Raw genomic sequence first — 21,046 nt, 5'->3', positions numbered from 1 at the left:
ATGCTCAAGCCCCTGCGAGTCCTGGTGCTGGACGACCATCCGATCCACTGCCTGCAGGCCCGGCACCTGTTGCAGGCGGCCGGGTTCGGCCGGGTGGACAGCGCCCTCGATGCGCGCCAGGCCCTGGCCATGCTGCACCGGCAGGTCTACGACCTGGTGCTGGTGGACCTGCACATGCCGGAAATGGATGGAGTGCAGTTCATCCATGCCCTGACCGGTGTCGACCAGGTGCCGATCCTGGCCATCGTCTCGTCCTGCTCGCGGCGGTTGATGAACAGCGTCAGCCTGATGGCCAAGGAGAAGGGCCTGGCGGTACTCGGCACCTTCCCCAAGCCCCTGGAAGCGATCCACGTCGAGCAGATCAGCGCCATCATCGGCAATAGCCAGGACCCGGTGCTGGCAGCCCGGCCCGAGCAAGAGGCGGTGTTCGACCGCCAGGTCCTGGAGCGGGCCATCGAACGCCGCGAGCTCAAGGCCCGGTTCCAGCCCCGGCGCTCGCTGAGCACTGGCCGGATCGTCGGCGCCGAGGCCCTGGTGCGCTGGAACAGTCCGTCCTTCGGGCTGCTGATGCCGGACTCGTTCCTTGCCTCCATCAGCCGCTGCCAGCTGGACCATGCGCTGTTGCTGCTGATGCTCGACGACGCCCTCCAGGCGCAGCAGCACTGGCAACGCCTGGGCCACCGCCTCAGCGTATCGGTGAACCTGCCCACCGGACTGCTGGACGACCCCGGCCTGCCCGACCAGTTGCAGCAGATCACCCTCGCCTCGGGGCTGGCCACCAGCGATATCTGCTTCGAGCTGCTGGAAACCGAGCGGCCACTGTCCCCCGGGCAGTATCATATGGGCGCCAGCCGCCTGCGCCTCAAAGGCTTCGGCCTGGCACAGGACGACTTCGGCATGGGCTACAGTTCCATGTACAGCCTGATCTCCACGCCCTTTACCGAGATGAAGATCGACCGCCACTTCGTGCATGGCGCCGCAGCCGACGATGCCCGCGCCGCAGCCCTGGTGGCGGCGGTGCAACTGGGCCGGCAACTGGGCCTGGAAGTGGTGGCCGAGGGCGTGGAATCGGCCCGTGACCTGGAATTTCTGCGCCAGATTGGCTGCGACAGTGCCCAGGGGTATCTTATTTCCGCCGCATTGGAGCTGGACGCCTTCACACAACTGCTGGGATGCACTGTTACTCCACCCTTTTCGTCACCTACCCGGCCCGCCTCCTCTCTCCCATGCCAGACATCCCGCTACGCCGCATCGCGAAAAACTTCCGACGATTGAATCTCGTGCTGTTCCTCATTCTGCCGTTGCTGCTGGTCATGGGCGGCGCGCTGTTCTGGGGCGGCCAGCGGATCATCCGCCAGGAACAGGAACGGATTGCCGTGGACTTCCAACTGCTGACCCGCTACATGAGCGAGCAGCAAGCCCTGCTCCAGCGGCTGGCCGGCGAGAAGCGCCTGCAATACAAGGACGCGGACCAGGATCCGGCGCAGCTCTTCCACCTCATGGAGCAACAGGAGGCGGTGGGCGCGACCCTGTTCCAGGGCAACCCCTCCTCGGTGGAAACCCCCTTCACCCTGGTCTGCCAGGACCTGGCCCAATGCCCCCACCAGAGCGCCGCAGCAGCCGGCCTTGGGCGCTACCTGGCCGATCTCTACTCCAGCTTCTGGGTGCGCTCGAGCTTTCCCGCTTCGGCCCTGCTGGTGGTGGACGCCGGTGCCGGCAGCAGCTTTACCGTGCCCACCATCGGCAGCCGCTGGCCGCGGCTGACCACCCCCCTGGTCCTGGCAGGCCTGCATGCGGTGCGCGCCAGCGCTACCAGCAGCGACAGCGACACGATCCGCTGGATCCGTCTCAAGGACTTTCCCCAGCACATGATCGCCTTCACCGCGCTGCACAACCTTGCCCCCGGCAGCGGCCTGCAGAGTTCCGGCACCTATGCTGCCTGCCTCACCTACAGGGACCGCATCAACGTCTTCACCACGCCGCAGCGGCGGCACTTCTACGACAAGTTCTGGCTGCAGGGCCGGCTCGACGGCCTGCTGCTGGGGGATGAACCGGCGCCCCTGGCGCTGCACGAGGGGGCCAACGTGCGCAGCGACGGCCTGCTGTTCCGGATCAACGACGCCAGTGGCCACTGGAGCGGTTACTACCTGTTGAGCTACCGCGCCCTGTTCCTCGGCCACTCCTGGTCCCTGGCGGCGATCTTCCTGCTGCTGATGCTCAGCCCCCTGGCCGCCAGGGTCTATGCGCGCTGGTACCAGCGCCGGGTCATAGCGCCGGCGCAACAGGCTCACGCCGAGCTGGTGGAAAACCATCAGTTCAGCCGCACCCTGCTGGAGACCACGCCAGTGGCCCTGTGCGTGCTCAGCCGCGAAGACCGGCGGATCGTCTTCGCCAACAACCTGGCCCTCAAATGGTTCACCACCCAGGTCGGCCAGAGCCTGGACGCCAGCGGTCTGGACCCGGCATTGCTGGAGCGCATCGCCCGGGCCCGGGAGCCGGGGGAGATCGAGAACTACCAGAGCTTCGACGGACGCTCGTTCTACATCGCCTTCGCCCCCACCCGCTACCGCAACCAGGATGTGCTGATCTGCGCCTTTGCCGACCTCAGTGCGCGGGCCCAGATGGAGCAGCAACTGACCCAGGCGAAACAGGCGGCCGACAAGGCCAACGGCGCCAAGTCGGTGTTCCTCGCCACCATGAGCCACGAGATCCGCACGCCGCTGTACGGGGTGCTCGGCTCCCTGGAACTGATGGGCCTGACCGACCTGGACCGCGAACAGCGCCAGTTGCTCGAACGCATCCAGGTGTCGTCCGGGCTGCTACTGCAGATCATCAGCGACATCCTCGACATCACCCGCATCGAATCCGGCCAGCTGTCCCTGGGGGATCAGCTGTTCGATCCCAGGGCCCTGGTCCAGCGCTGCACCGCAAGCTTTGTCGACAGTGCCCGGAACAAGGGCCTGCTGCTGTTTTCCTGGGTCGATCCAGAACTGCCTCCAGCCCTGCTCGGCGATCCGGGGCGGATCAGCCAGATCCTCACCAACCTGATCAGCAACGCGGTCAAGTTCACCCACTCGGGCCAGGTGATAGTGCGCGCCCGGGCCGAGCCCGGCAGCCAGGGACGGGTGCTGCTGTCGCTGCAGGTGGCGGACACCGGTATCGGTATCGGCAAGGAAGAACAGCAGCAGTTGTTCATCCCCTTCTATCAGATCGACGCCCACTCCCACACAGTGCACGGCGCGGGGCTGGGCCTGTCGATCTGCGCCAAGCTGGCGGCGCTGATGGGCAGCCAGATCCACCTCACCAGCGAGCTGGGCCTGGGCAGCAGTTTCTCCATGCAGCTGGAACTGCCGGTGGCCAGCGACCCCGACGCCGAGCGCCAGCCCGACCTGGGCGGCGCGCGAATCTACGTACAAAGCCCGCACCACGAACTCACCGACAACCTCTGCCAGTGGCTGCAGAAGTGGCACGCCCAGGCCACCCCCGTGGACGCTACGGCCCCACCTCCCCAGGGCCAGGGCGTTCTCCTGCGGCTGTTCGATGACCGCCCCGAAGCGTCCGAGGCCCTGCCCCCCGGGCTGCTGCGCATCGACCTGGGCGGCCAGCAACGCACCCCCGGTGCGGGCCTGGCCGAGGCCGGCGACTACTATGCCATCGGCCGCTTGCTGGAACGCACCCTGGGCGGCGCGCCCGACGCTCCTGCCGAACCGGAACTGCCGGCCCGGGACATCGCCACTCTGGCCCCCCTGGGCCTGAACGTGCTGGTGGCCGAGGACAACCCGATCAACCAGGCGACCCTGAGCCATCAGCTGCAGCAACTGGGCTGCCGCAATACCCTGGCCGCCGATGGCGCGGAAGCCCTGGACCTGTGGCGCATCGGCGACTACGACCTGTTGCTGACCGACGTCAACATGCCGCGCATGAACGGCTACGAACTCACTTGCATCCTGCGCGCCGCCGGGGACGACCGGCCGATCATCGGCATCACCGCCAATGCCATGTGCGACGAAGAGGCCCGCTGCCAGGCCTGCGGGATGGACGCCTGGCTGGTCAAGCCAGTGCCGTTGCAGACCCTGCGGGCCAGCCTGGCACGGCTCACCAGCCTCGCCCCGGAGCCGCTCGCCGATCCGGCAGCCGCGCCTGGCAACGCGCCAGTTGATGGCCTGCCGCCGAACCTGCGGGAACTGTTTGCCCGCACCATGGGCCAGGACGTGGAACACCTGCGCCAGGCCCTGGACGAGGAGGATTACGAGCGCATCTTCCAGTTGCTGCACCGGGTGCGCGGGTCGCTGGCGGTGGCTGGCCAGGAAGCGCTGATCCTGCAGGTCCACGACTTGGGGCAGAGCTTGCGCCAGAGCGGTTTGACGGCTACCACGCGCACGCATAGCCTGATGCTGCTGCACGCCTTGCAAGACATCAGCCAGCTCGAATGAACGCTCCTAGTACCCGCATTTCTGCGCATTCCCTTTTGACAATGGATCGTGTCCACCATGAAAAAAATACGCGTTGCCCTGGCCGACGATCATCCCCTGGTGCTCGCTGCCGTCAGCGACCTGTTGAAAAAGACCCGCCAGTACGAGGTGGTGGCGGCTGTCACCACCCCCAGTGCCCTGGTCCAGCAACTTTCGGATGACCCGCGGATCGACGTGGTCATCACCGACTACTTCATGGAGGGCGACCCGACCTTCGGCGATGGCATACGCCTGGTGACCTACCTGATCCGGCACTTCCCCAGGGTCCAGGTGCTGGTGCTGACCATGATGTCCAACCCGATGATCGTGGCCGCGCTGTATGACATCGGCGTGCGCTCGGTACTGCCCAAGCGCCATGACATGAGCGAGCTGCTCAGCGCCCTGGAGAACGTCCGCCAGGGGCGCATCCACCACCCGCCGAGCCTGGTGCAGAACGAGCTCAACAGCAGCCCGCTGCGCTCCATGGCCGACGGCCTGAGCAGCCTTACGCCCAAGGAATACGAAGTGCTGCGGCATTTCGTGCGCGGCGAATCAATGATGCAGATCGCCGCCAACCTCAAGCGCAGCGTGAAGACCGTCAGTGCGCAGAAGATCTCGGCGATCCGCAAGCTCAACCTGGACAGCGACCAGGCCCTGGTCGCCTTCTGCCTGGAGTCCGGCGAATTTCAGTAGGCCCTGGGGCCGGGGCAGCGCCGCGGCCAGGCGCTGCTGCTTCTGCATCCATGGCCTGCTCAACACTGCTGTTGCCTGCCTCGCTGGAACGCGAGCGCACGACCGCGCCGAAAGTACCTGCAGGGCAATCATTGAATAGCCCGGCACAAAAAATCGGAAATCTGATGCCGCCCTACCTGGGTAGCGGCTGGGGAATCGCCAGGCGGCTGGTGGCCTTGACCTCGCGCAGCGCCAGGCTGGACTGGATCGAGGCAATGCCCGGCTGGCGCCTGAGCACGTGCTCGACAAAGTCGCTGTAGCTGTCCAGGTCACGGGCCAGCACCTGCAGCAGGTAGTCGGCGTCGCCGGTGATCTTGTGGCAGGCCTGGACCTCGGGCAGGCGCATGATCACCGTCTCGAAATCGTCCGGGGTCTGGTCGGAGTGGGTGGCGAACCGCACATGGACGAAGGCCAGGATGTCCAGCCCCAGCAGGCGCCGGTCGAGGTTGGCCTGGTAGTCCCTGATCACCCCCTCCTCCTCCAGGCGCTTGCGCCGCCGCCAGCAGGGGGTAAGGCTCAGGGACAGGCGCTCGCTGAGCTCGGCGTTGGAAATGCTCGCGTCCTGCTGCAACAGCGCAAGAATCGCCAGGTCGGTGTCGTCGAGGTTAACGCTGCGAGTCGTTTTTTTCACAATCAGCCACCAACGGGGAAAATATTACCCAAAACTCTAATTGCACCAGAACAAAAAGCAAAGAATTCGCAGCCATGCCGGAACAAACTATTTGCACCGGACAATAACAATGGATGCGTTCAGCATGCTTACCGTCTTCAGCGAATCCCACCGCCTGCACCATGGCACCGAATTGAAGGATGGCGTGCTCAAGCCCTCCTTCGAGCAACCCAGCCGCGCCGACACGGTGCGAGACCGGGTGCGCCACGTGGGGCTTGGCGAGATCATCGGCCCGCGGCGCTTCGACCGCGCCTGCTACGTGGCCGCCCACAGCGAACGTTACGTCAGCTTCCTGGAAAACGCCTGGAGCGAATGGACCGCCACCGGCCGCAGCCACGACGCCCTGCCCCTGGTGTGGCCGGTGCGCGACCTGGCCAACCAGCAGGTGCCCGAATTCATCGACGGCAAGCTGGGTTTCTTCGCCATGGACGCCGGCTCGCCGATCACCGCCACCACCTGGGATGCGGTGCGCACCAGCGCCGATATCGCCCTCACTGCCCTGGCCCTGATCGATGAAGGCCAGGACAGCGCCTTCGCCCTGTGCCGCCCGCCGGGGCATCACGCCGCACGGGAATACATGGGCGGCTACTGCTACCTGAACAACGCCGCCATCGCCGCGCAGCACGCCATCACCCGGGGCGCCAGGCGGGTGGCGGTGCTGGACGTGGACTTCCACCACGGCAACGGCACCCAGAACATTTTCTATGACCGTGGCGACGTGCTCTTCGTCTCGCTGCACGGCGACCCGGCCGTGTCCTACCCCTACTTCTCGGGCCATGCCAGCGAGCGCGGCAGCGGGGCCGGCGAAGGCTGCAACCTGAACCTGCCCCTGCCGAAGAACACCACCTGGCAGCACTACCGCCAAGCGCTGGAGCTGGCCTGCAAACAGTTGCGGGCCTTCGCTCCCGAACTGCTGGTGGTGTCCCTGGGCGTGGACACGTTCAAGGACGACCCCATCAGCCACTTCCTGCTGGAAAGCGAAGACTTTCTCGGCATGGGCCAGATCATCGCCACGGTGGGCACGCCCACCCTGTTCGTGATGGAAGGCGGCTACATGGTGGATGAGATCGGCATCAATGCGGTCAATGTGCTGCACGGCCATGCCAACCGCTAGCGCGCGCCAGGCGCGCGCTCCCGCAGTGTTCAACGTTCCGACCGAGAGGGAAATCACCATGACCTTGTTTATCGATGTGGATCAGGCAGCGGCGCTGTACAAGCGCCTGGGTGTCGCCAGGGCGATCCGTGAAATGGCCGGTTATATCCAGGCCGACTACCTGCGCTGGCAAGCCTTCGAAAAGTCCCCGCGCACCGCCAACCACTCGCCCACCGGAGTCATCGAACTGATGCCCGCCGACGATGGCCAGCAGTACGCCTTCAAGTACGTCAACGGCCACCCTGGCAATCCGGCCCGGCAGTTGCTCACGGTCATGGCCTTCGGCGTGCTGGCCGAGGTGGACAGCGGCTACCCGGTGCTGCTCAGCGAACTGACCCTGACCACCGCGGTACGCACCGCCGCCACCTCGGCCCTGGTGGCCCGTGCCCTGGCGCGCCCGGACAGCCGAACCATGGCGCTGATCGGCAATGGCGCCCAGAGCGAGTTCCAGGCCATCGCCTTCCACGACATGCTCGGCATCGACGAGCTGCGGATCTTCGACATCGACCCGGCCGCCTCCCGCAAGCTCAAGCACAACCTGCAAGCCTGGCCGAGCCTGAAGGTGCGCATCGCCGAGTCGGTGGCCGATGCGGTCAAGGGCGCCGACATCGTCACCACGGTGACCGCGGACAAGGCCTACGCCACCATCCTCACCCCGGAGCTGATCGAGCCCGGCATGCACCTCAATGCGGTGGGCGGCGACTGCCCGGGCAAGACCGAACTACACGCAGAGATCCTGCGCAATGCCCGGGTGATCGTCGAGTTCGAGCCGCAAACGCGCATCGAGGGTGATATCCAGCAGTTGCCGGCGGACTTTGCGGTGACCGAATACTTCCGCATCGCCCAGGGCCTGGAACCGGGCCGCGAGCATGCCCGGCAGGTCACGGTGTTCGACTCGGTGGGCTTTGCCCTGGAGGACTTCTCGTCCCTGCGCTACCTGCACGACCAGGCGCGCGAACACGGCATTGGCGAGCGGATCCACCTGGTGCCGACCCCGGCCAACATCAAGGACCTGTACCAACTGATCGGCCAGGGCCCCGACGCCGCCACAGGCGCCCCGCGCCGGCTGGCCAGCGGCTGAGGCAATACCCCCATGGCCGCTGCACGGGAAAACGCCCCGTGCCCCTGTGCAGCGGCCCAACCCGAACCGGTTGCGCCACCCCGACCTACAACCACAGCGCGCAGCCCCAGCCACCCTGCACTGCCAAAACTCGACAACTATAAAATCAAGAGGTTTTGTGATGACTCCAGATACCCTCGGGGCCCCTGCGCGCCCCGTGCTGCAACGCACCCTGCATAACCGTCATATCCAGCTCATGGCCATGGGCGGCGCCATCGGCACCGGGCTGTTCATGGGCTCGGGCAAGATCATCGCCATGTCCGGTACCTCGATCATCCTGATCTACATGATCATCGGCCTGTTCGTGTACCTGGTGATGCGCGCCATGGGCGAGCTGCTGCTGTCGAACCTGCAATTCAAGAGCTTCGCCGACTTTGCCGGCGCCTACCTGGGGCCGCGCGCGGCGTTTTTTCTCGGCTGGTCCTACTGGCTGAGCTGGAGCGTGGCGGTGGTGGGCGACGCCGTGGTGGTGGGCGGTTTCTTCCAGTACTGGTTCCCCGGGGTGCCGGCCTGGATGCCCGCGGTCAGCATGATGCTGACGCTGTTCGCCCTCAACGTGCTCACGGTGCGGCTGTTCGGCGAAGTGGAGTTCTGGTTCGCCATCATCAAGATCATCGCCGTGGTCACCCTGATCGGCGTCAGCCTGGTGCTGATCGCCAGTTCGTTCGTCTCGCCCTCGGGCGTGACCGCCTCGCTGGGCCACCTGCTGGACCGGCAAGCGGCCTTTCCCCACGGCCTGCTGGGCTTCTTCGCCGGGTTCCAGATGGCGATCTTCTCCTTCGCCGGCACCGAGCTGATCGGCACCGCCGCCGCGGAAACCCGCGACCCTCACAGCACCCTGCCCAAGGCCATCAACGCCATACCGCTGCGGATCATCCTGTTCTACGTGCTGGCCCTGGCCTGCATCATCGCCGTGACCTCCTGGCAACAGGTGTCGCCGAACAAGAGCCCGTTCGTCGAGCTGTTCCTGATTGCCGGCTTCCCGGCGGCGGCGGGCATCGTCAACTTCGTGGTGCTGACCTCCGCCGCTTCCTCGGCCAACAGCGGCGTGTTCTCGGCCAGCCGCATGCTCTTCGGCCTCGCCGACCAGGGCAATGCGCCGCGCCTGTTCAAGCGCCTGTCGGGCCAGAGCGTGCCGGTCATCAGCCTGAGCTTCACCACCCTGCTGATGCTGCTGGGGGTGTTGCTGCTGTACGTGGTTCCCGAGGTGATGACCGCCTTCACCCTGGTGTCCACGGTGTCGGCGATCCTGGTGATCTTCACCTGGTCGACCATCCTCGCGTCCTACATCGCCTACCGCAAAAAGCACCCGCAACTGCACGCCCGTTCGCGCTACAAGATGCCCGGCGGCGTGCCCATGGCCTGGTTTGCCCTGGCCTTCCTGCTGTTTGTCCTGTGCCTGCTGGCCCTGCGCCCGGACACCCGCCTGGCGCTGTGCGTGATGCCGGCGTGGTTTGTCTGGCTGGGCATTGCCTATCGCCTGACGGCGGGGCGCAAGGGGCGGGTTCATGGCCGGGCGGTATACCCGCGATGATGCAGGAACGCGCCAGGGAGGGCGCGGTTGCCAGCGGGCCAGCGTGCAAAAGCATCGACACAGCCCATGAGGTCTTGCTCTACTCCCGCGCCATCAACGTCGCCAGGGAGTGCCCACATGCAAGTCGCAGGACCCGCCTTTGAAGAAGTGTTCAGGAGAAATTTCAAGCGCGTGCTCACGTACTGGGGACCGATCGGCACCCTCATCGGACTGGGCGCAGCCGGCCAGGGCCTGCTGAGCCTGTACCTGTACACCCGTGCAATAGGCCGCACCGACCTGTTCATGGCCGCCATCGATGCCAAATCGGCGCTGGCGGTGTGGCTGGTCATCGTGCTGGTACTGATGGTGCTCTACCTGATACTGCTGGCCACCACCACCTTGCTCTTCGGACTGGCGTGCAGCTTGTTCCACTCCACGCCCGAACACCTGAAGAACGTCGTGGTATGGCTGACCCTGCCGGTCCTGGCGGGCTTTGGCGGCTTCATTCTGATCAGCTACTACCTCAGCGAATGGCTTGATCCGGGCCTGGCCATACTGCTGGTGGTGACACTGGTGCTGCTCGCCTGCTGGGGGGTGCTCTCGCGCCCGGCCTTCAAGGAGGTGCTCGACAGCAACGTGAACAAACCAGGCAAGGCGACACGGGCCTCAAGGATCGGCTTTACCTACCTCATCACCTTCTGCCTGACCAGCACGGTGATATCGGGAGTCTTTCCCAGCCTGTTGCTGCTCAATGCCTATAGCAACGAGGTGCTGAGTGAAGCTCCCCATTTCCCGGCAATCCTGAACCTGCTGGTGCTGGCCTTTACCCTGCTACCCGTCGTGATTTTCTACTGCCTCAACGCGGACCTCTACAAACGCATCGCCTACTCGGTAGCCTGCGCACTGTTGATGGCCTGCACCTTCCTGCTGATGCTGCCCGGGGCCATGAGCCAGATCACCTACAAGGCCGCAGGCGGCCTGGAGGTTCGCCAGGGAGCCGTGGAACGCTACTCGGTGCAGCAGGAGTTTGAGCTACAGGACCTCGACCCGCTGATGTGGAAAACCCGACTCAGCCCTCAGGGCCGCCTGGAGATCCAGGGATTCCAGCAGTTCTTGTTCGGTGATGCACTGCTGATCTGCCCCCAGGACCTGATCGACGTCAGCCTCAACCAGATCCGCAACTACACCCGCTACTGCATCAAGGTGCGCGACAGCAAAGTGACCCACAAGCCGCCAAAGCCATTGCTCGCTCATAAACCCTTCTACGTTGGCATGTGCCAGGAACCGGGGTACTGGAGAGTGGCCCGCAGACTGGACTGGGGGCCCCTGGGCGCTACGCCGGCACTCTGAACGCCGGCGTGGCCGGAACCCCTTACACCCTGACGGCCTGCAACACCGAGGCGTAGTTGGCCACCGCCATGCCGCCCATGTTGAACAGCAAGCCGAACTCCGGTGAGCGCGCGGCGAGGCCAATGGACTCGCCGGTCAACTGGCGAAAGCCCAGGGCATGCATCGACACACCGGTGGCGCCCACCGGATGTCCCTTGGCCTTGAGCCCGCCGGAGAGGTTCACCGGCAGGCGTCCGTCGGCATTCACCCAGCCTTCGTCCAGGGCTCGATGGCCTTCACCCTTGGGCGCCAGGCCCATGGCTTCGTAGATCAGCAGTTCGGCGATGGTGAAGCAGTCGTGGACTTCGGCGAACGCCAGGTCGTCCAGGCCCAGGCCGGCTTCGTGCAAGGCGCCCTGGATCGCCAGTTGCGGGCCTTCGAAGGCCAGCACGTCGCGGCGCGCCATGGGCAGGAAGTCGTTCACCTGGCTCAGGGCGCGGATCGCCACTTCACGGCGGAACTCCCGGGCCCGGCGCGGCGACGCAAGGAGGATCGCCGCCGCGCCATCGCTGATCAGCGAACAGTCGGTCAGACGCAGGGGCTCGGCGATCAGCGGGTTGCCGGGCGAGACGCTGTTGCAGTGGGCAAAATCCATGGCCCGATGCATCTGCGCCAGGGGGTTGGCCATGGCGTTGGCGTGGTTCTTCACGGCAATCGCCGCCATGGCAGCCAGGGGGCTCTGGTAGCGCTCGGTGTAGCGCTGGGCCACTTGGCCGAACAGTTGGGCAAAGCTCAGGCCGGCCTCTTGCGGGTCGTTCTGGTAGCCGGCCCCGGCCAGGGCCCGGGTGACCTCGGCGGTGCTGTTGCCGGTCATCTTTTCCGCCCCCACCACCAACACCAGTTCGGCGGCGCCGCTGCGGATCGCGTTGATCCCGGCCTGGATCGCCGCCGAGCCGGAAGCACAGGCGTTTTCGCAGCGGGTGGCCGGCTTGAAGCGCAACTGCGGGTCGGCCTGGAGCATCAGGGACGCGGGAAAACCATCAGGCACCAGCCCGGAGTTGAACTGGCCGAGAAACAGCGCATCGATCGCCCCGGCGTCAATGGCGGCGTCCACCAACACGTCGCGGGTGACCTGGACAATCAGGTCTTCCAGGCTGCCATCGAGGCGGCCAAAGCGGGTGTGGGCCGCCGCGACGATGCAAACGGATTCATGGTTCATGGGGGTTCTCCTGTACTGAAGGCGGGTGGTCCCGGCCAGCGGCCTGCGTGCGCAAGGGCCCTCGGCCGGGGTGACTGCCCATCAGTGTAGGTAGTGTTGCGCCAGGTGCTCAGATCAGCGCGGCCTGGGCATCCAGGCGCAGCAGTTGCAAGGGTTCCAGAGTGGAGCCCTGCAAAGATTCCCCGGCATACAGCGCCTCGTTGGCCATGGCCATTTCAGCGCTGCGGCCGGCAACCATTTCGTAGGTCTTGCGCGGCAGGACCTCGCTCCAGCCGTTTTCAAAGGTGTTGTAGGCCAGGGTCAGCGCGGCGGTGAAATAGTGCTGGTCGGCCACTGGAATCCGGACCTCCTGGCCCGCCTCATCCAGGGCGATGAAGTGATTGGGCAAGTGCTCCACCCCCAGGCGCTTGAGCACTATCCAGGAGAAGGCCGACGGCACGAAGACGTTGAGTTTTTCTGCGGCGATGGCCGAGTAGCCACGCTCCTGCAGCAGTTGGACGATGTCGTCTTCACTGGCCTCGGGGTGGCCGGCCATCAATTCCAGGGTATCGAGCACACCCTGATGGGCACTGGCATGATCCAGGCAGCAACTGCAGTCCGGCGAATGTGAATCGTCATGCATGATCGGTCGATGATCCCTATCGGTCTTGGTGAGGGGGCGCAGGATAAACCCTGCGCCCGCCTCGCCACCAGCAAACAGCGGTTACTTGATGACGATGGGGTTCACCGGCGCTCCGCTGCCGCCGACGATCTTCAGCGGCGCGGCGGTGTAGAGGAAGGTCCACTGGCCATCGGCGGCGCAATCCTCGGCCAGTTCTTCAAGCAGCACGATCTCGGTGAAGGCGATCCCCAGGTTGCGCATCAGCGCGCAATGCAGGGGAATCTGCACCCCGGACACCGGGTCGGTGATCACCTCGTTGGCGATGGTGTCGGTGACCAGATTGGGGATCTCCATCTGGTTGAACCAGTCCACCAGTTCCCGGCTGTAGGTCAGCCCGGGTTCCACCAGGTCCTTGAAGAACTCGGTCTTGCCGTACTCGTAGAAGGCGCCCATGGAACCGGTGCGGATGATGAGGATGTCGCGCTTCTCGATGGCCACGCCCTGGGCCTGGGCAGCGGCCAGCAGGTCCAGGTGGTTGAAGGTCTCGCCGCGCCCCAGGTACTTCTTGCCGCGGTGCCGGGCCATGTCGATCAGCACCGCACGGCCCACCACGCCGCGCTCGGCAATCGGCAACACACTGGCCTTGGCCATGCCGCCGACAGTGCTGCTGGCGTCGTAGCCGTTCCACAGCTGGTTGTCGTACCAGGCATGGCCCAGGGCGTCGTACTGGGTCGAGCCCTGGAGCTGCATGAAGATCACGTCGTCGCAGTACTCGGCGCCACCGGTCATGGAGGGCTGCTTGCCGGCCTGATAGTGGCTGCGGTCCAGGGTATTGAAACGCATCGAAGGGTTGCGTGCCGGCCACATCGGGTCGCCGCCGGGATGGCCGATCTGCACTTGCAGGGTGAAGGTCTTGCCCTGGCGCACGGCGGCCACGCCCCGCAGTATCTCGGCCTGTTGCAGGTAGTTGAGGGCACCGACTTCGTCGTCCGGGCCCCACTTGCCCCAGTTCTTGGGCAGGCCTTCAAGCAGTTGCCGGGTATTGGGGTGGTTCTTGTTGTTCTCGATCCCACACATGTCGAATGCACTCCATTGATTGGGTTGAAACGGGCGAAAATGCTCGCGTGGCCTTGCCTGGCGATCAACCGTCAAGCCCCGGCGCCCCCTGGAACCTTGTGGCCCTGCGGGCCGTTCGCAGCCTGCGGCAGCGGCTACACGAAGCGCGGATCGCACGCGCCGGGGCTCTGGCCTCGAGGGTTTTACAGATCATCAGACGCAACGTCCACCATCCACTTCCAGACAGGTGCCGGTGATGAAGGCCGCCTCGTCAGAGGCCAGGTAGAGGCAGGCGTTGGCCACATCCTGGGGGGTGGAGAAGCGTCCCAGGGGAATGGTGGCCATGAATTTCTGGCGGTTTTCCGGGGTGTCCGGCACCCCCATGAACTCACTGAGCAGGGCCGTGGCGCCCACCACCGGGTTGACGCAGTTGACGCGGATGTTGTCCGGCCCCAGCTCGGCGGCCATGGTCTTGCTCATCACCACCACCGCGCCCTTGCTGCCGTTGTACCAGACCAGCCCCGGACGCGGCCGGATCGCCGCCGTGGAGGCGATGTTGATGAACACCCCGCCGCCCTGGCCACGAAAATGCGGCACGAAGTGCTTGGCGCTGAGGAAGATGCTTTTGACGTTGACCGCGAACACCCGGTCGAACTCGGCCTCGTCCACTTCCAGCATCGGCCGGTTGCGGTGGGTGGTGCCGGCGTTGTTGACCACGATGTCCAGGCCGCCGTATTGCTCCAGGGTGTTGCGCAGCAGCGCGGCAACGCTGGCGTCCTGGGCCACGTTGACCTCGATGAAGTGGGCCTGGCCGCCGGCATCGCGGATTTCCTGCGCCACCCGCTGGCCGCCCGTGGCGTTCATGTCGGCGATTACAACCCGGGCGCCCTGCTGGGCGAAGGTCTTGGCGATGCCTTCACCAAAGCCGGAACCGGCGCCGGTGACGATGGCAGTTTTATGGGCTAGACGCATGCTAGTGACTCCTGTTTTTGTTGTTATTGGCCGCCGTAGTGGCGGCCCTCAGTCGTGACGAATGGCGATGGTCTTCAAGGCGGTAAAACCCAGCAGGGCCTCGAAGCCTTTCTCGCGCCCGTAGCCGCTGGCCTTGACTCCGCCAAAGGGCAGTTCGACGCCGCCACCGGCGCCGTAGTTGTTGATGAACACCTGGCCACAGCGCAGCTTGTGGGCCATGCGCAACTGACGCGCACCGTCCCGGGTCCAGACCCCGGCCACCAGTCCGAAGGCGCTGTCGTTGGCCAGGCCAATGGCCTCGGCCTCGTCCTCGAAGGGCATCACCGCCAGCACCGGGCCGAACACTTCCTCCCGGGCCAGGCGACTGTCTGGCGGCACATCGCGAAACAGCACCGCTTCGTGGAAGTAGCCGCCGCTGCCGGCCTCGGCCACCACCTGCCCACGCGCCGCCACCCGGATGCCGGCGGCCTCGGCCTCGCGGACGAACTCCCGGACCTGGCGCAGCTGTTTCTGGTTGATCAGCGGGCCCATGTCCAGATCCAGCTCCGAGGGCCCGGCGCGCAGTTGGCCAAAGCACTGGGCCAGGCGTTCCAGCAGCGGTTCATACAGGCTGCGCTGCACCAGCAGGCGGCTGCCGGCGGAACAGGTCTGGCCGCAGTTTTGCACGATGGCGTTGATCAGCACGGGCAGCGCCCGCTCCACATCGGCATCGGCGAAGACGATCTGCGGCGACTTGCCGCCCAGCTCCAGGGTTACCGGGCAATGCCGTTCGGCCGCCGCCTTGGCCACCAGGGCGCCGGTGCCGGTGGAACCGGTGAACGAGATATGCGCGACGCCAGGATGGGCGCACAACGCGGCACCGGCTTCGTGGCCATAGCCGCTGACCACATTCAGGCTGCCCGCCGGGAAGCCGACCTGGGCCGCCAGCTCCGCCAGCCGCAGCAGCGACAGGCTGGCGTCCTCGGCAGGCTTGACCACGCAGGCGTTGCCCGCCGCCAGGGCAGCGCCGACGCTGCGGCCGAAGATCTGCATCGGGTAGTTCCAGGGAATGATGTGCCCGGTAACGCCATGGGGCTCGCGCACCGTGAGCACGGTATAGCCGGCCTGATAGGGCAAGGTCTCGCCGTGGAGTTTGTCGGCGGCCCCAGCGTAGTACTCGAAATAGCGCGCCAGGGCGGTGGCGTCGGCGCGGGCCACCTTGAGTGCCTTGCCGGTGTCCCGGGCTTCGATCTGCGCCAGCTCTTCATGGTGCTCCAGCACCGCCTGGCCCAGGCGCGCCAGCAGACGCCCGCGCTCCAGGGCCGAGAGGCTGCCCCAGGGGCCGTCGAAATTGTCCCCCAGGGCCCGTTGCGCGGCCTGCACCGCCAGGTCGATGTCCTCGGCGGTGCCCCGGGCGATCCGCGCATAGCTGATGCCGGTGCTGGGGTCCTGCACCGGAATGTCTTCGGCCCAGGACGAGGCTTGCCATTGGTTGTCGATGTAGTGTTCGAGGGTCATCTGTTCAGCTCCTGTTTCCAGCCAGACACTCGGCAATCGCCCGCCCCACTTCCACGGTGCTGGCGGTGCCGCCCATTTCCCGGGTGCGCGGCCCTTCGGCGAGCACCGTCTCGATGCTTTCGACAATCGCCGCCGCGGCCCGCTGGTAAAGTTCATCGCCCTGCCCCAGGTGTTCGATCATCAGGGCCGCCGACCAGATCTGGCCGATCGGATTGGCCACGCCGAGACCGGCGATATCCGGCGCCGAACCATGCACCGGCTCGAACAGCGAGGGGTACAGGCGCTCCGGGTTGAGGTTGGCCGAGGGCGCAATGCCGATGGTGCCGGTGCAGGCCGGGCCCAGGTCGGAGAGGATGTCGCCGAACAGGTTGGAGGCCACCACCACGTCGAACCAGTCCGGGTGCTGGACGAAGTGCGCGCAGAGAATGTCGATGTGGAACTTGCGGGTCGCGACCTGAGGGTAGGCCTGGGCCAGCGCCTCCACCCGTTCGTCCCAGAACGGCATGGTGATGGCGATGCCGTTGGACTTGGTGGCCGCCACCAGGTTGCGCCGGGGCCGGCGGCTGGCGAGTTCGAAGGCGTAGTTCACCACCCGGTCCACACCATGGCGGGAAAACACCGACTCCTGCAGGGCAATCTCCCGCGGGGTGCCCTCCCACATGCGCCCGCCGACGCTGGAATACTCGCCCTCGGTGTTTTCCCGCACCACGATGAAATCGATGTCCCCCGGCGCCCGGCCGGCCAGCGGGCACGGCACCCCGGGCATCAGCCGCACCGGGCGGATGTTCACGTACTGGTCGAACTGGCGGCGGATCTTCAGCAGCGAATCCCAGACCGCAATATGGTCGGGCACGATGTCCGGCGCGCCCACGGCGCCGAAGAAGATCGCCTCGTGGCCACCGATCTGCTGCGCCCAGTCGTCGGGCATCATGCTGCCATGGGCCTGGTAGTGCTCGCTGCACCAGTTGAAATGATCGAATTGCAAGGCGATGCCGAAGCGCCGGCTGACGGCTTCCAGCACACGCAGGCCTTCGGGGACCACTTCGCGGCCGATGCCGTCACCGGCGATCACCGCAATGCGATGGGGAGGTTTTACAGCGGGATTGATCCTGGACAAGCCGTCTCTCCTGGTCTGACGTGTTGTTGTTATGGAGGCAGGTCAAGCGCACGGGCGAGCCCATTCTGGCCACAGCGCGGGGCCAGTGGGAATTGCTCATTATGGAAACCGCCTTCGCAAAATTCGAAGGCACGCGGGAAGAGTCCTGCTATGACCGGCGGCTAGCCCGCGGCTGCCGCGGCCTGCCCGCAACCGGCCAGGTAGTCGAACAGCTCGCGACTGGCCAGGGACGGCTGTTCCTGGCGCCGGCAGAGGTACATCTGGCGGTCGGCCCAGGGGTCGTCGATTTCGATAAAACGCAAGGCCATCTCCTTGCGAAAGATCTGCACCGCTCCCTGGGGCAGCACCCCCACGCCCTGCCCTGCGGCGATCAGCCGGCACACGGCCTCGAAGCTGCGCACCTGCACCCGCAGGCGCAAGGGCATGCTCACCGCCGCGGCCGCCTCGCTGATCAGGGGAGTGATCGCGGCGTTGTCCTCCAGGCCGACGAAGTCATAGCCCAACAGGTCCTGAAAGCGCGCGTGGCTCATCTTGAACGGGTGGTCCTGGGGCACGATCAGGCACAACCGGTCGCGGCAATAAGGGATGAAATGCAGGTCCTGGCCCCGTGGCCGGGTGGTGACGATGCCCACATCGGCCACGCCGTCACACACCGCCAGGAGGATCTCGCGGCTGCGCTCCTCGCGGATGTCCACGCGAATGCCCGGGTGCAGGTCGCTCCACTGGGTCAATTGCCGGGGCAGTTCCTGGCTCATGGCCGAACTGTTGGCGTACAGGCTGACCCGGCCGGTGGCGCCCTTGGCGAAGTCGGCCAGGTCGGCGTGCATCACATCCACCGCCCGCAACAGCGAGCGGGCGTGCTCGGCCAGGGCCTGCCCCGCCGCCGTCGGCAATACCCCGGTGGAGGTGCGGGTCAGCAGCGCCACCTTGAAATGCTGCTCCAGCAGCGACAGGCGCCGGCTGGCGGCGGACAGCGACAGGTGCGACTGCTCGGCGGCCCGGGACAGGTTGCCCAGGGTCAGGGCCTTGAGAAACAGCTCGATGGAGGTCAGGTCCGGGGCCATGGCAGGGTCCTTGTGCGCGGTCCGTGAAAACTACCCAGTCGGGCGCGCCCTGTCCAACCTTGTGGCGGCTGCTCGCAGCCCCGGTCAGCGCCCGGAAAAACGCAGCCGCGACAGCTGGCGCAGATCCCCTTCCAGGTAGTAGGCGTTGCTCCAGCTGTCGTCCACCGCCAGGGGCTGAACCTGCTTGAGGGCCAATTGCCTGGCGAAGTAGCGGAAGCGGTAGTGTTCGTAGAACCGCAGCAGCTCCAGGCCGTAGCGGTCCGCCAGGTCGATATCGCCGCGGATGATCAGGAAGTTCTCGTCATTGCTCTGGCTCGCGCCGACGCTGAGGTTGTGACTGCCGCTGATGATCACCGGCGCCTCGCTGGTGAAGTCGGTGACGATGGCCTTGGTGTGCACCAGCAGGTTGCCCTTCTGGCCTTTGAGCCCCTCCTTGAGCCAGCCCTCCAGGCCATTGTTGAGCAAGGCGGTGGCGGCGAACTCGGCCGTGCGGTCGGCGTGAAAACCGGTGATGCGGCTGGCGGTGTTCTGCAGGCCGTAGCGCAACACATCGTCGTGGGGCTGGCCGAGCAAGGCATCGAGAATGCTGTCGGGCAAGGCGAAGGCGGTGACGAACAGCAGGTCGCGGCGGGCGCCGTTGATGATATCGACGAACTCCGCGAGGTCGCCCTGGCCGCTGCGCGGGGAAAACCCGGCGAACAGCGGTGCCTGCGGCTGCATGGGGTTGTTCCGGGTCAGCCAGGTGCGCGTAGCGCCGACATCCGCCGGCGTCGCCCAGACCTGCTCGAACACCTCCAGGTAGCGCGTGGCGATGTCCACGTGGTCGAGGCTGTGCAACACGTTGGCCTGACGGTAGACACCATTGGCGGTGAAGTTGGTGCTGCCGCACAGCACCGATTGTGGCTGGCGCTGGCCGGCGGCGTCGAGGCGGCCGAGGACGATGAACTTGTCGTGGAAGATCGCGTGGGTCACCCGCCCGCGCTTATTGGCCTCGGGCAGGTGCTGCAGGCTGGCCTGGTTCATCGTGGTGTCGGCATCGCCGGGGGCGGCGTGGTACAGCACCCGCACCTGTACGCCGCGGTCGAAAGCCGCGTTGACGGCATCGATGATCGCCTGCAACTGGTACTCGTAGATGGCGATGTCCAGGCTCCAGCTGGCGTCCGTGGCGCGCTGAATGAACCCCAGCAGCGCCTCCAGCAGGCCGTTTTCCAGCCACTGGCGGGGCGCGTCCGGCCACTTTTCGATGGGCAGGTTCTTGTTGGCGCTGAGCAACGCATCGAGCTCGGGAAACTTGCGCGAGAACGCCTGGCTGGCAGCCACCGCACGGTTGAAGATCACCCGCTGGCCGGGAGGCTGGCCGTTGTCGGCGGTGATGCTCAACTGCAGGGACTCGCCCAGTTGCGGCGCGTCCGGGTTGCCATAGGCCAGGTGCACCCGGTAGTTGAGGGTGGCGCCGGGGTTGACCGCGTAGTCGGCCCAGCGGAATTTCTGCAGGGGCGCCTGATCGCTGGGGGTGGCGTTGTATTGGGGGAAGGTATGGGCCTTGCCGGGGAAGGTCAGGCTGTTGAACAGAAACAGCCAGGGCTTGCTGCCGGTCTGTTTTTCGATGGCAAAACCCAACAGGCCCTGGCGCCGCGACGCATCCAGGTCCATGGCCAGCAGCACCCCGTTGGTTCCGGCATAGGCCTTGACCCGGAAATCGTCCTTGTCGTTACGCACCAGTACCCGCATGAAGTCACTCCTGTGAAAGACAGCGCAAAGCGTAGCCGCTTCCCGCCCCGGCATGCCAAGGCAAATCCCTGTAGGAGCCGGCTTGCCGGCGAAGAGGCCCTTGAAGACTTGCACCGCCAGGCCGGACGCTTTCGCTGGCAAGCCAGCTCCTACGGGGGATGTGCGGTGTGTCGGGGAGGTAGTCAGTCGATATGCTGGTAAACAGCGTTGAGGAGAGTCGCCAGTTCGCGGGCGCGGCCCAGGCGGATCGGGCCTCGTTCGATGTCGAGCAGCAAGGTCGGGCAGTTCAGGGGCCTGGGCGGTGGCAGGTTCTTCAGCCGGCCATCGGTGATCAGCAGCACGCGCTGCTGCTCCGCCGGCAGGCGCCGTTGGCGTTGTTCCAGCCACTGGGCCGCTTCGTTCAGGGCTTGGGGCAAGGGCGTGCCGCCGCCGGCACCCAGGCCGTCGAGCCAGTGCCGCAGGTCCCTGGAGGCCTTCAGGCCCTGGACCTGCCAGCTCGGCGCACGGCCGCTGGCAGTGAGCAGGGCCAGGCGTGCACGCTGTCGGTAGGCGTCGTCGAACAGTTGCGCCAGCAGGCCCTTGGCATCGCTCAGGGCGCTGTGCCGGCGGGTCGAGGCCGACGCGTCGACTATCACCAGCCACAGCTCATGGGGCGAGCGGCTGCGCAAGCGAAACAGCAGGTCTGCACGCAACCGTGGACGGCCTTTGAGCAAGGTGCCGGGCCAGTTGACCGAACCGGCGCTGGCCTCGCGGCTTTTGCCTTGCCGGCCGTGATCCAGGTGCCCCGCCCGGGGCTTGGCATCCGCCCCCCGGTCAGTGCG

Annotated in this window: 17 protein-coding genes; 7 read left to right on the top strand and 10 right to left on the bottom strand. The window is 66.0% G+C overall.

Annotated elements, in window-relative coordinates; translation table 11 throughout:
- The 3 genes from BM382_RS00270 to BM382_RS00260 are packed head-to-tail and all read left to right on the top strand — an operon-like array spanning window position 1 to window position 5,144.
- Window positions 1-1,275, top strand: a complete 1,275-nt coding sequence (locus tag BM382_RS00270; RefSeq protein ID WP_072441254.1) for an EAL domain-containing response regulator — start codon at window positions 1-3, stop codon at window positions 1,273-1,275.
- A 5-nt stretch (window positions 1,276-1,280) separates the two neighbouring features.
- On the top strand, window positions 1,281-4,433 hold the full coding sequence (locus BM382_RS00265; RefSeq protein ID WP_239690437.1) for a hybrid sensor histidine kinase/response regulator: 3,153 nt from the start codon (window positions 1,281-1,283) through the stop codon (window positions 4,431-4,433).
- A gap of 57 nt (window positions 4,434-4,490) precedes the next feature.
- The gene (locus BM382_RS00260; protein WP_011061914.1) at window positions 4,491-5,144 is read left to right on the top strand and encodes a response regulator; all 654 of its coding nucleotides are present in this window, start codon (window positions 4,491-4,493) and stop codon (window positions 5,142-5,144) included.
- Window positions 5,145-5,316: 172 nt separating this feature from the next.
- Here the strand turns inward: BM382_RS00260 and BM382_RS00255 are convergent, their stop codons facing one another.
- Window positions 5,317-5,817, bottom strand: a complete 501-nt coding sequence (locus BM382_RS00255) for an Lrp/AsnC family transcriptional regulator (protein WP_026020117.1) — start codon at window positions 5,815-5,817, stop codon at window positions 5,317-5,319.
- 121 nt (window positions 5,818-5,938) lie between these two features.
- On the opposite strand from BM382_RS00255, the gene BM382_RS00250 reads away from it, so the two are divergent.
- The 4 genes from BM382_RS00250 (at window position 5,939) to BM382_RS00235 (ending at window position 10,989) form a co-directional block, all read left to right on the top strand.
- Window positions 5,939-6,967 (top strand): histone deacetylase family protein, encoded by a 1,029-nt coding sequence (locus BM382_RS00250; protein ID WP_026020116.1) that lies wholly within the window; start codon window positions 5,939-5,941, stop codon window positions 6,965-6,967.
- A 58-nt stretch (window positions 6,968-7,025) separates the two neighbouring features.
- The gene (locus BM382_RS00245) at window positions 7,026-8,087 is read left to right on the top strand and encodes an ornithine cyclodeaminase (protein ID WP_072441251.1); all 1,062 of its coding nucleotides are present in this window, start codon (window positions 7,026-7,028) and stop codon (window positions 8,085-8,087) included.
- A gap of 160 nt (window positions 8,088-8,247) precedes the next feature.
- The gene (locus BM382_RS00240) at window positions 8,248-9,660 is read left to right on the top strand and encodes an amino acid permease (protein WP_019094341.1); all 1,413 of its coding nucleotides are present in this window, start codon (window positions 8,248-8,250) and stop codon (window positions 9,658-9,660) included.
- Between the two features lie 117 nt (window positions 9,661-9,777).
- Window positions 9,778-10,989, top strand: a complete 1,212-nt coding sequence (locus tag BM382_RS00235; RefSeq protein WP_019094340.1) for a hypothetical protein — start codon at window positions 9,778-9,780, stop codon at window positions 10,987-10,989.
- Window positions 10,990-11,011: 22 nt separating this feature from the next.
- On the opposite strand, the gene BM382_RS00230 is transcribed toward BM382_RS00235, so the two are convergent.
- The 9 genes from BM382_RS00230 to BM382_RS00190 form a co-directional block, all read right to left on the bottom strand.
- Window positions 11,012-12,187: an acetyl-CoA acetyltransferase gene (locus tag BM382_RS00230; protein ID WP_072441248.1), complete on the bottom strand. Its 1,176-nt coding sequence runs from the start codon at window positions 12,185-12,187 to the stop codon at window positions 11,012-11,014.
- 109 nt (window positions 12,188-12,296) lie between these two features.
- On the bottom strand, window positions 12,297-12,809 hold the full coding sequence (locus BM382_RS00225) for a hypothetical protein (RefSeq protein ID WP_072441246.1): 513 nt from the start codon (window positions 12,807-12,809) through the stop codon (window positions 12,297-12,299).
- An 81-nt stretch (window positions 12,810-12,890) separates the two neighbouring features.
- Window positions 12,891-13,865: a cyclase family protein gene (locus BM382_RS00220; RefSeq protein WP_072441243.1), complete on the bottom strand. Its 975-nt coding sequence runs from the start codon at window positions 13,863-13,865 to the stop codon at window positions 12,891-12,893.
- A gap of 192 nt (window positions 13,866-14,057) precedes the next feature.
- Entirely contained in the window at window positions 14,058-14,816 is a 759-nt protein-coding gene (locus tag BM382_RS00215) for an SDR family oxidoreductase (protein ID WP_011061923.1), read from the bottom strand.
- A 48-nt stretch (window positions 14,817-14,864) separates the two neighbouring features.
- Window positions 14,865-16,313: an aldehyde dehydrogenase family protein gene (locus BM382_RS00210; RefSeq protein ID WP_072441240.1), complete on the bottom strand. Its 1,449-nt coding sequence runs from the start codon at window positions 16,311-16,313 to the stop codon at window positions 14,865-14,867.
- Between the two features lie 4 nt (window positions 16,314-16,317).
- On the bottom strand, window positions 16,318-17,430 hold the full coding sequence (locus tag BM382_RS00205; protein ID WP_041118883.1) for a tartrate dehydrogenase: 1,113 nt from the start codon (window positions 17,428-17,430) through the stop codon (window positions 16,318-16,320).
- 161 nt (window positions 17,431-17,591) lie between these two features.
- The gene (locus BM382_RS00200) at window positions 17,592-18,494 is read right to left on the bottom strand and encodes a LysR family transcriptional regulator (RefSeq protein ID WP_072441237.1); all 903 of its coding nucleotides are present in this window, start codon (window positions 18,492-18,494) and stop codon (window positions 17,592-17,594) included.
- A gap of 84 nt (window positions 18,495-18,578) precedes the next feature.
- Window positions 18,579-20,225: a phospholipase D-like domain-containing protein gene (locus BM382_RS00195; protein ID WP_011061927.1), complete on the bottom strand. Its 1,647-nt coding sequence runs from the start codon at window positions 20,223-20,225 to the stop codon at window positions 18,579-18,581.
- A 182-nt stretch (window positions 20,226-20,407) separates the two neighbouring features.
- Window positions 20,408-21,004, bottom strand: a complete 597-nt coding sequence (locus BM382_RS00190; protein WP_026020114.1) for a vWA domain-containing protein — start codon at window positions 21,002-21,004, stop codon at window positions 20,408-20,410.
- Window positions 21,005-21,046 lie beyond the last annotated feature (42 nt).

Origin of the sequence: Pseudomonas sp. NFPP25 (assembly GCF_900116505.1) — a bacterium.
GTDB lineage: Bacteria > Pseudomonadota > Gammaproteobacteria > Pseudomonadales > Pseudomonadaceae > Aquipseudomonas > Aquipseudomonas protegens.
Note: the sequence above shows the minus strand (reverse complement) of the source record. Positions and strands in the feature narration are given on the sequence as shown.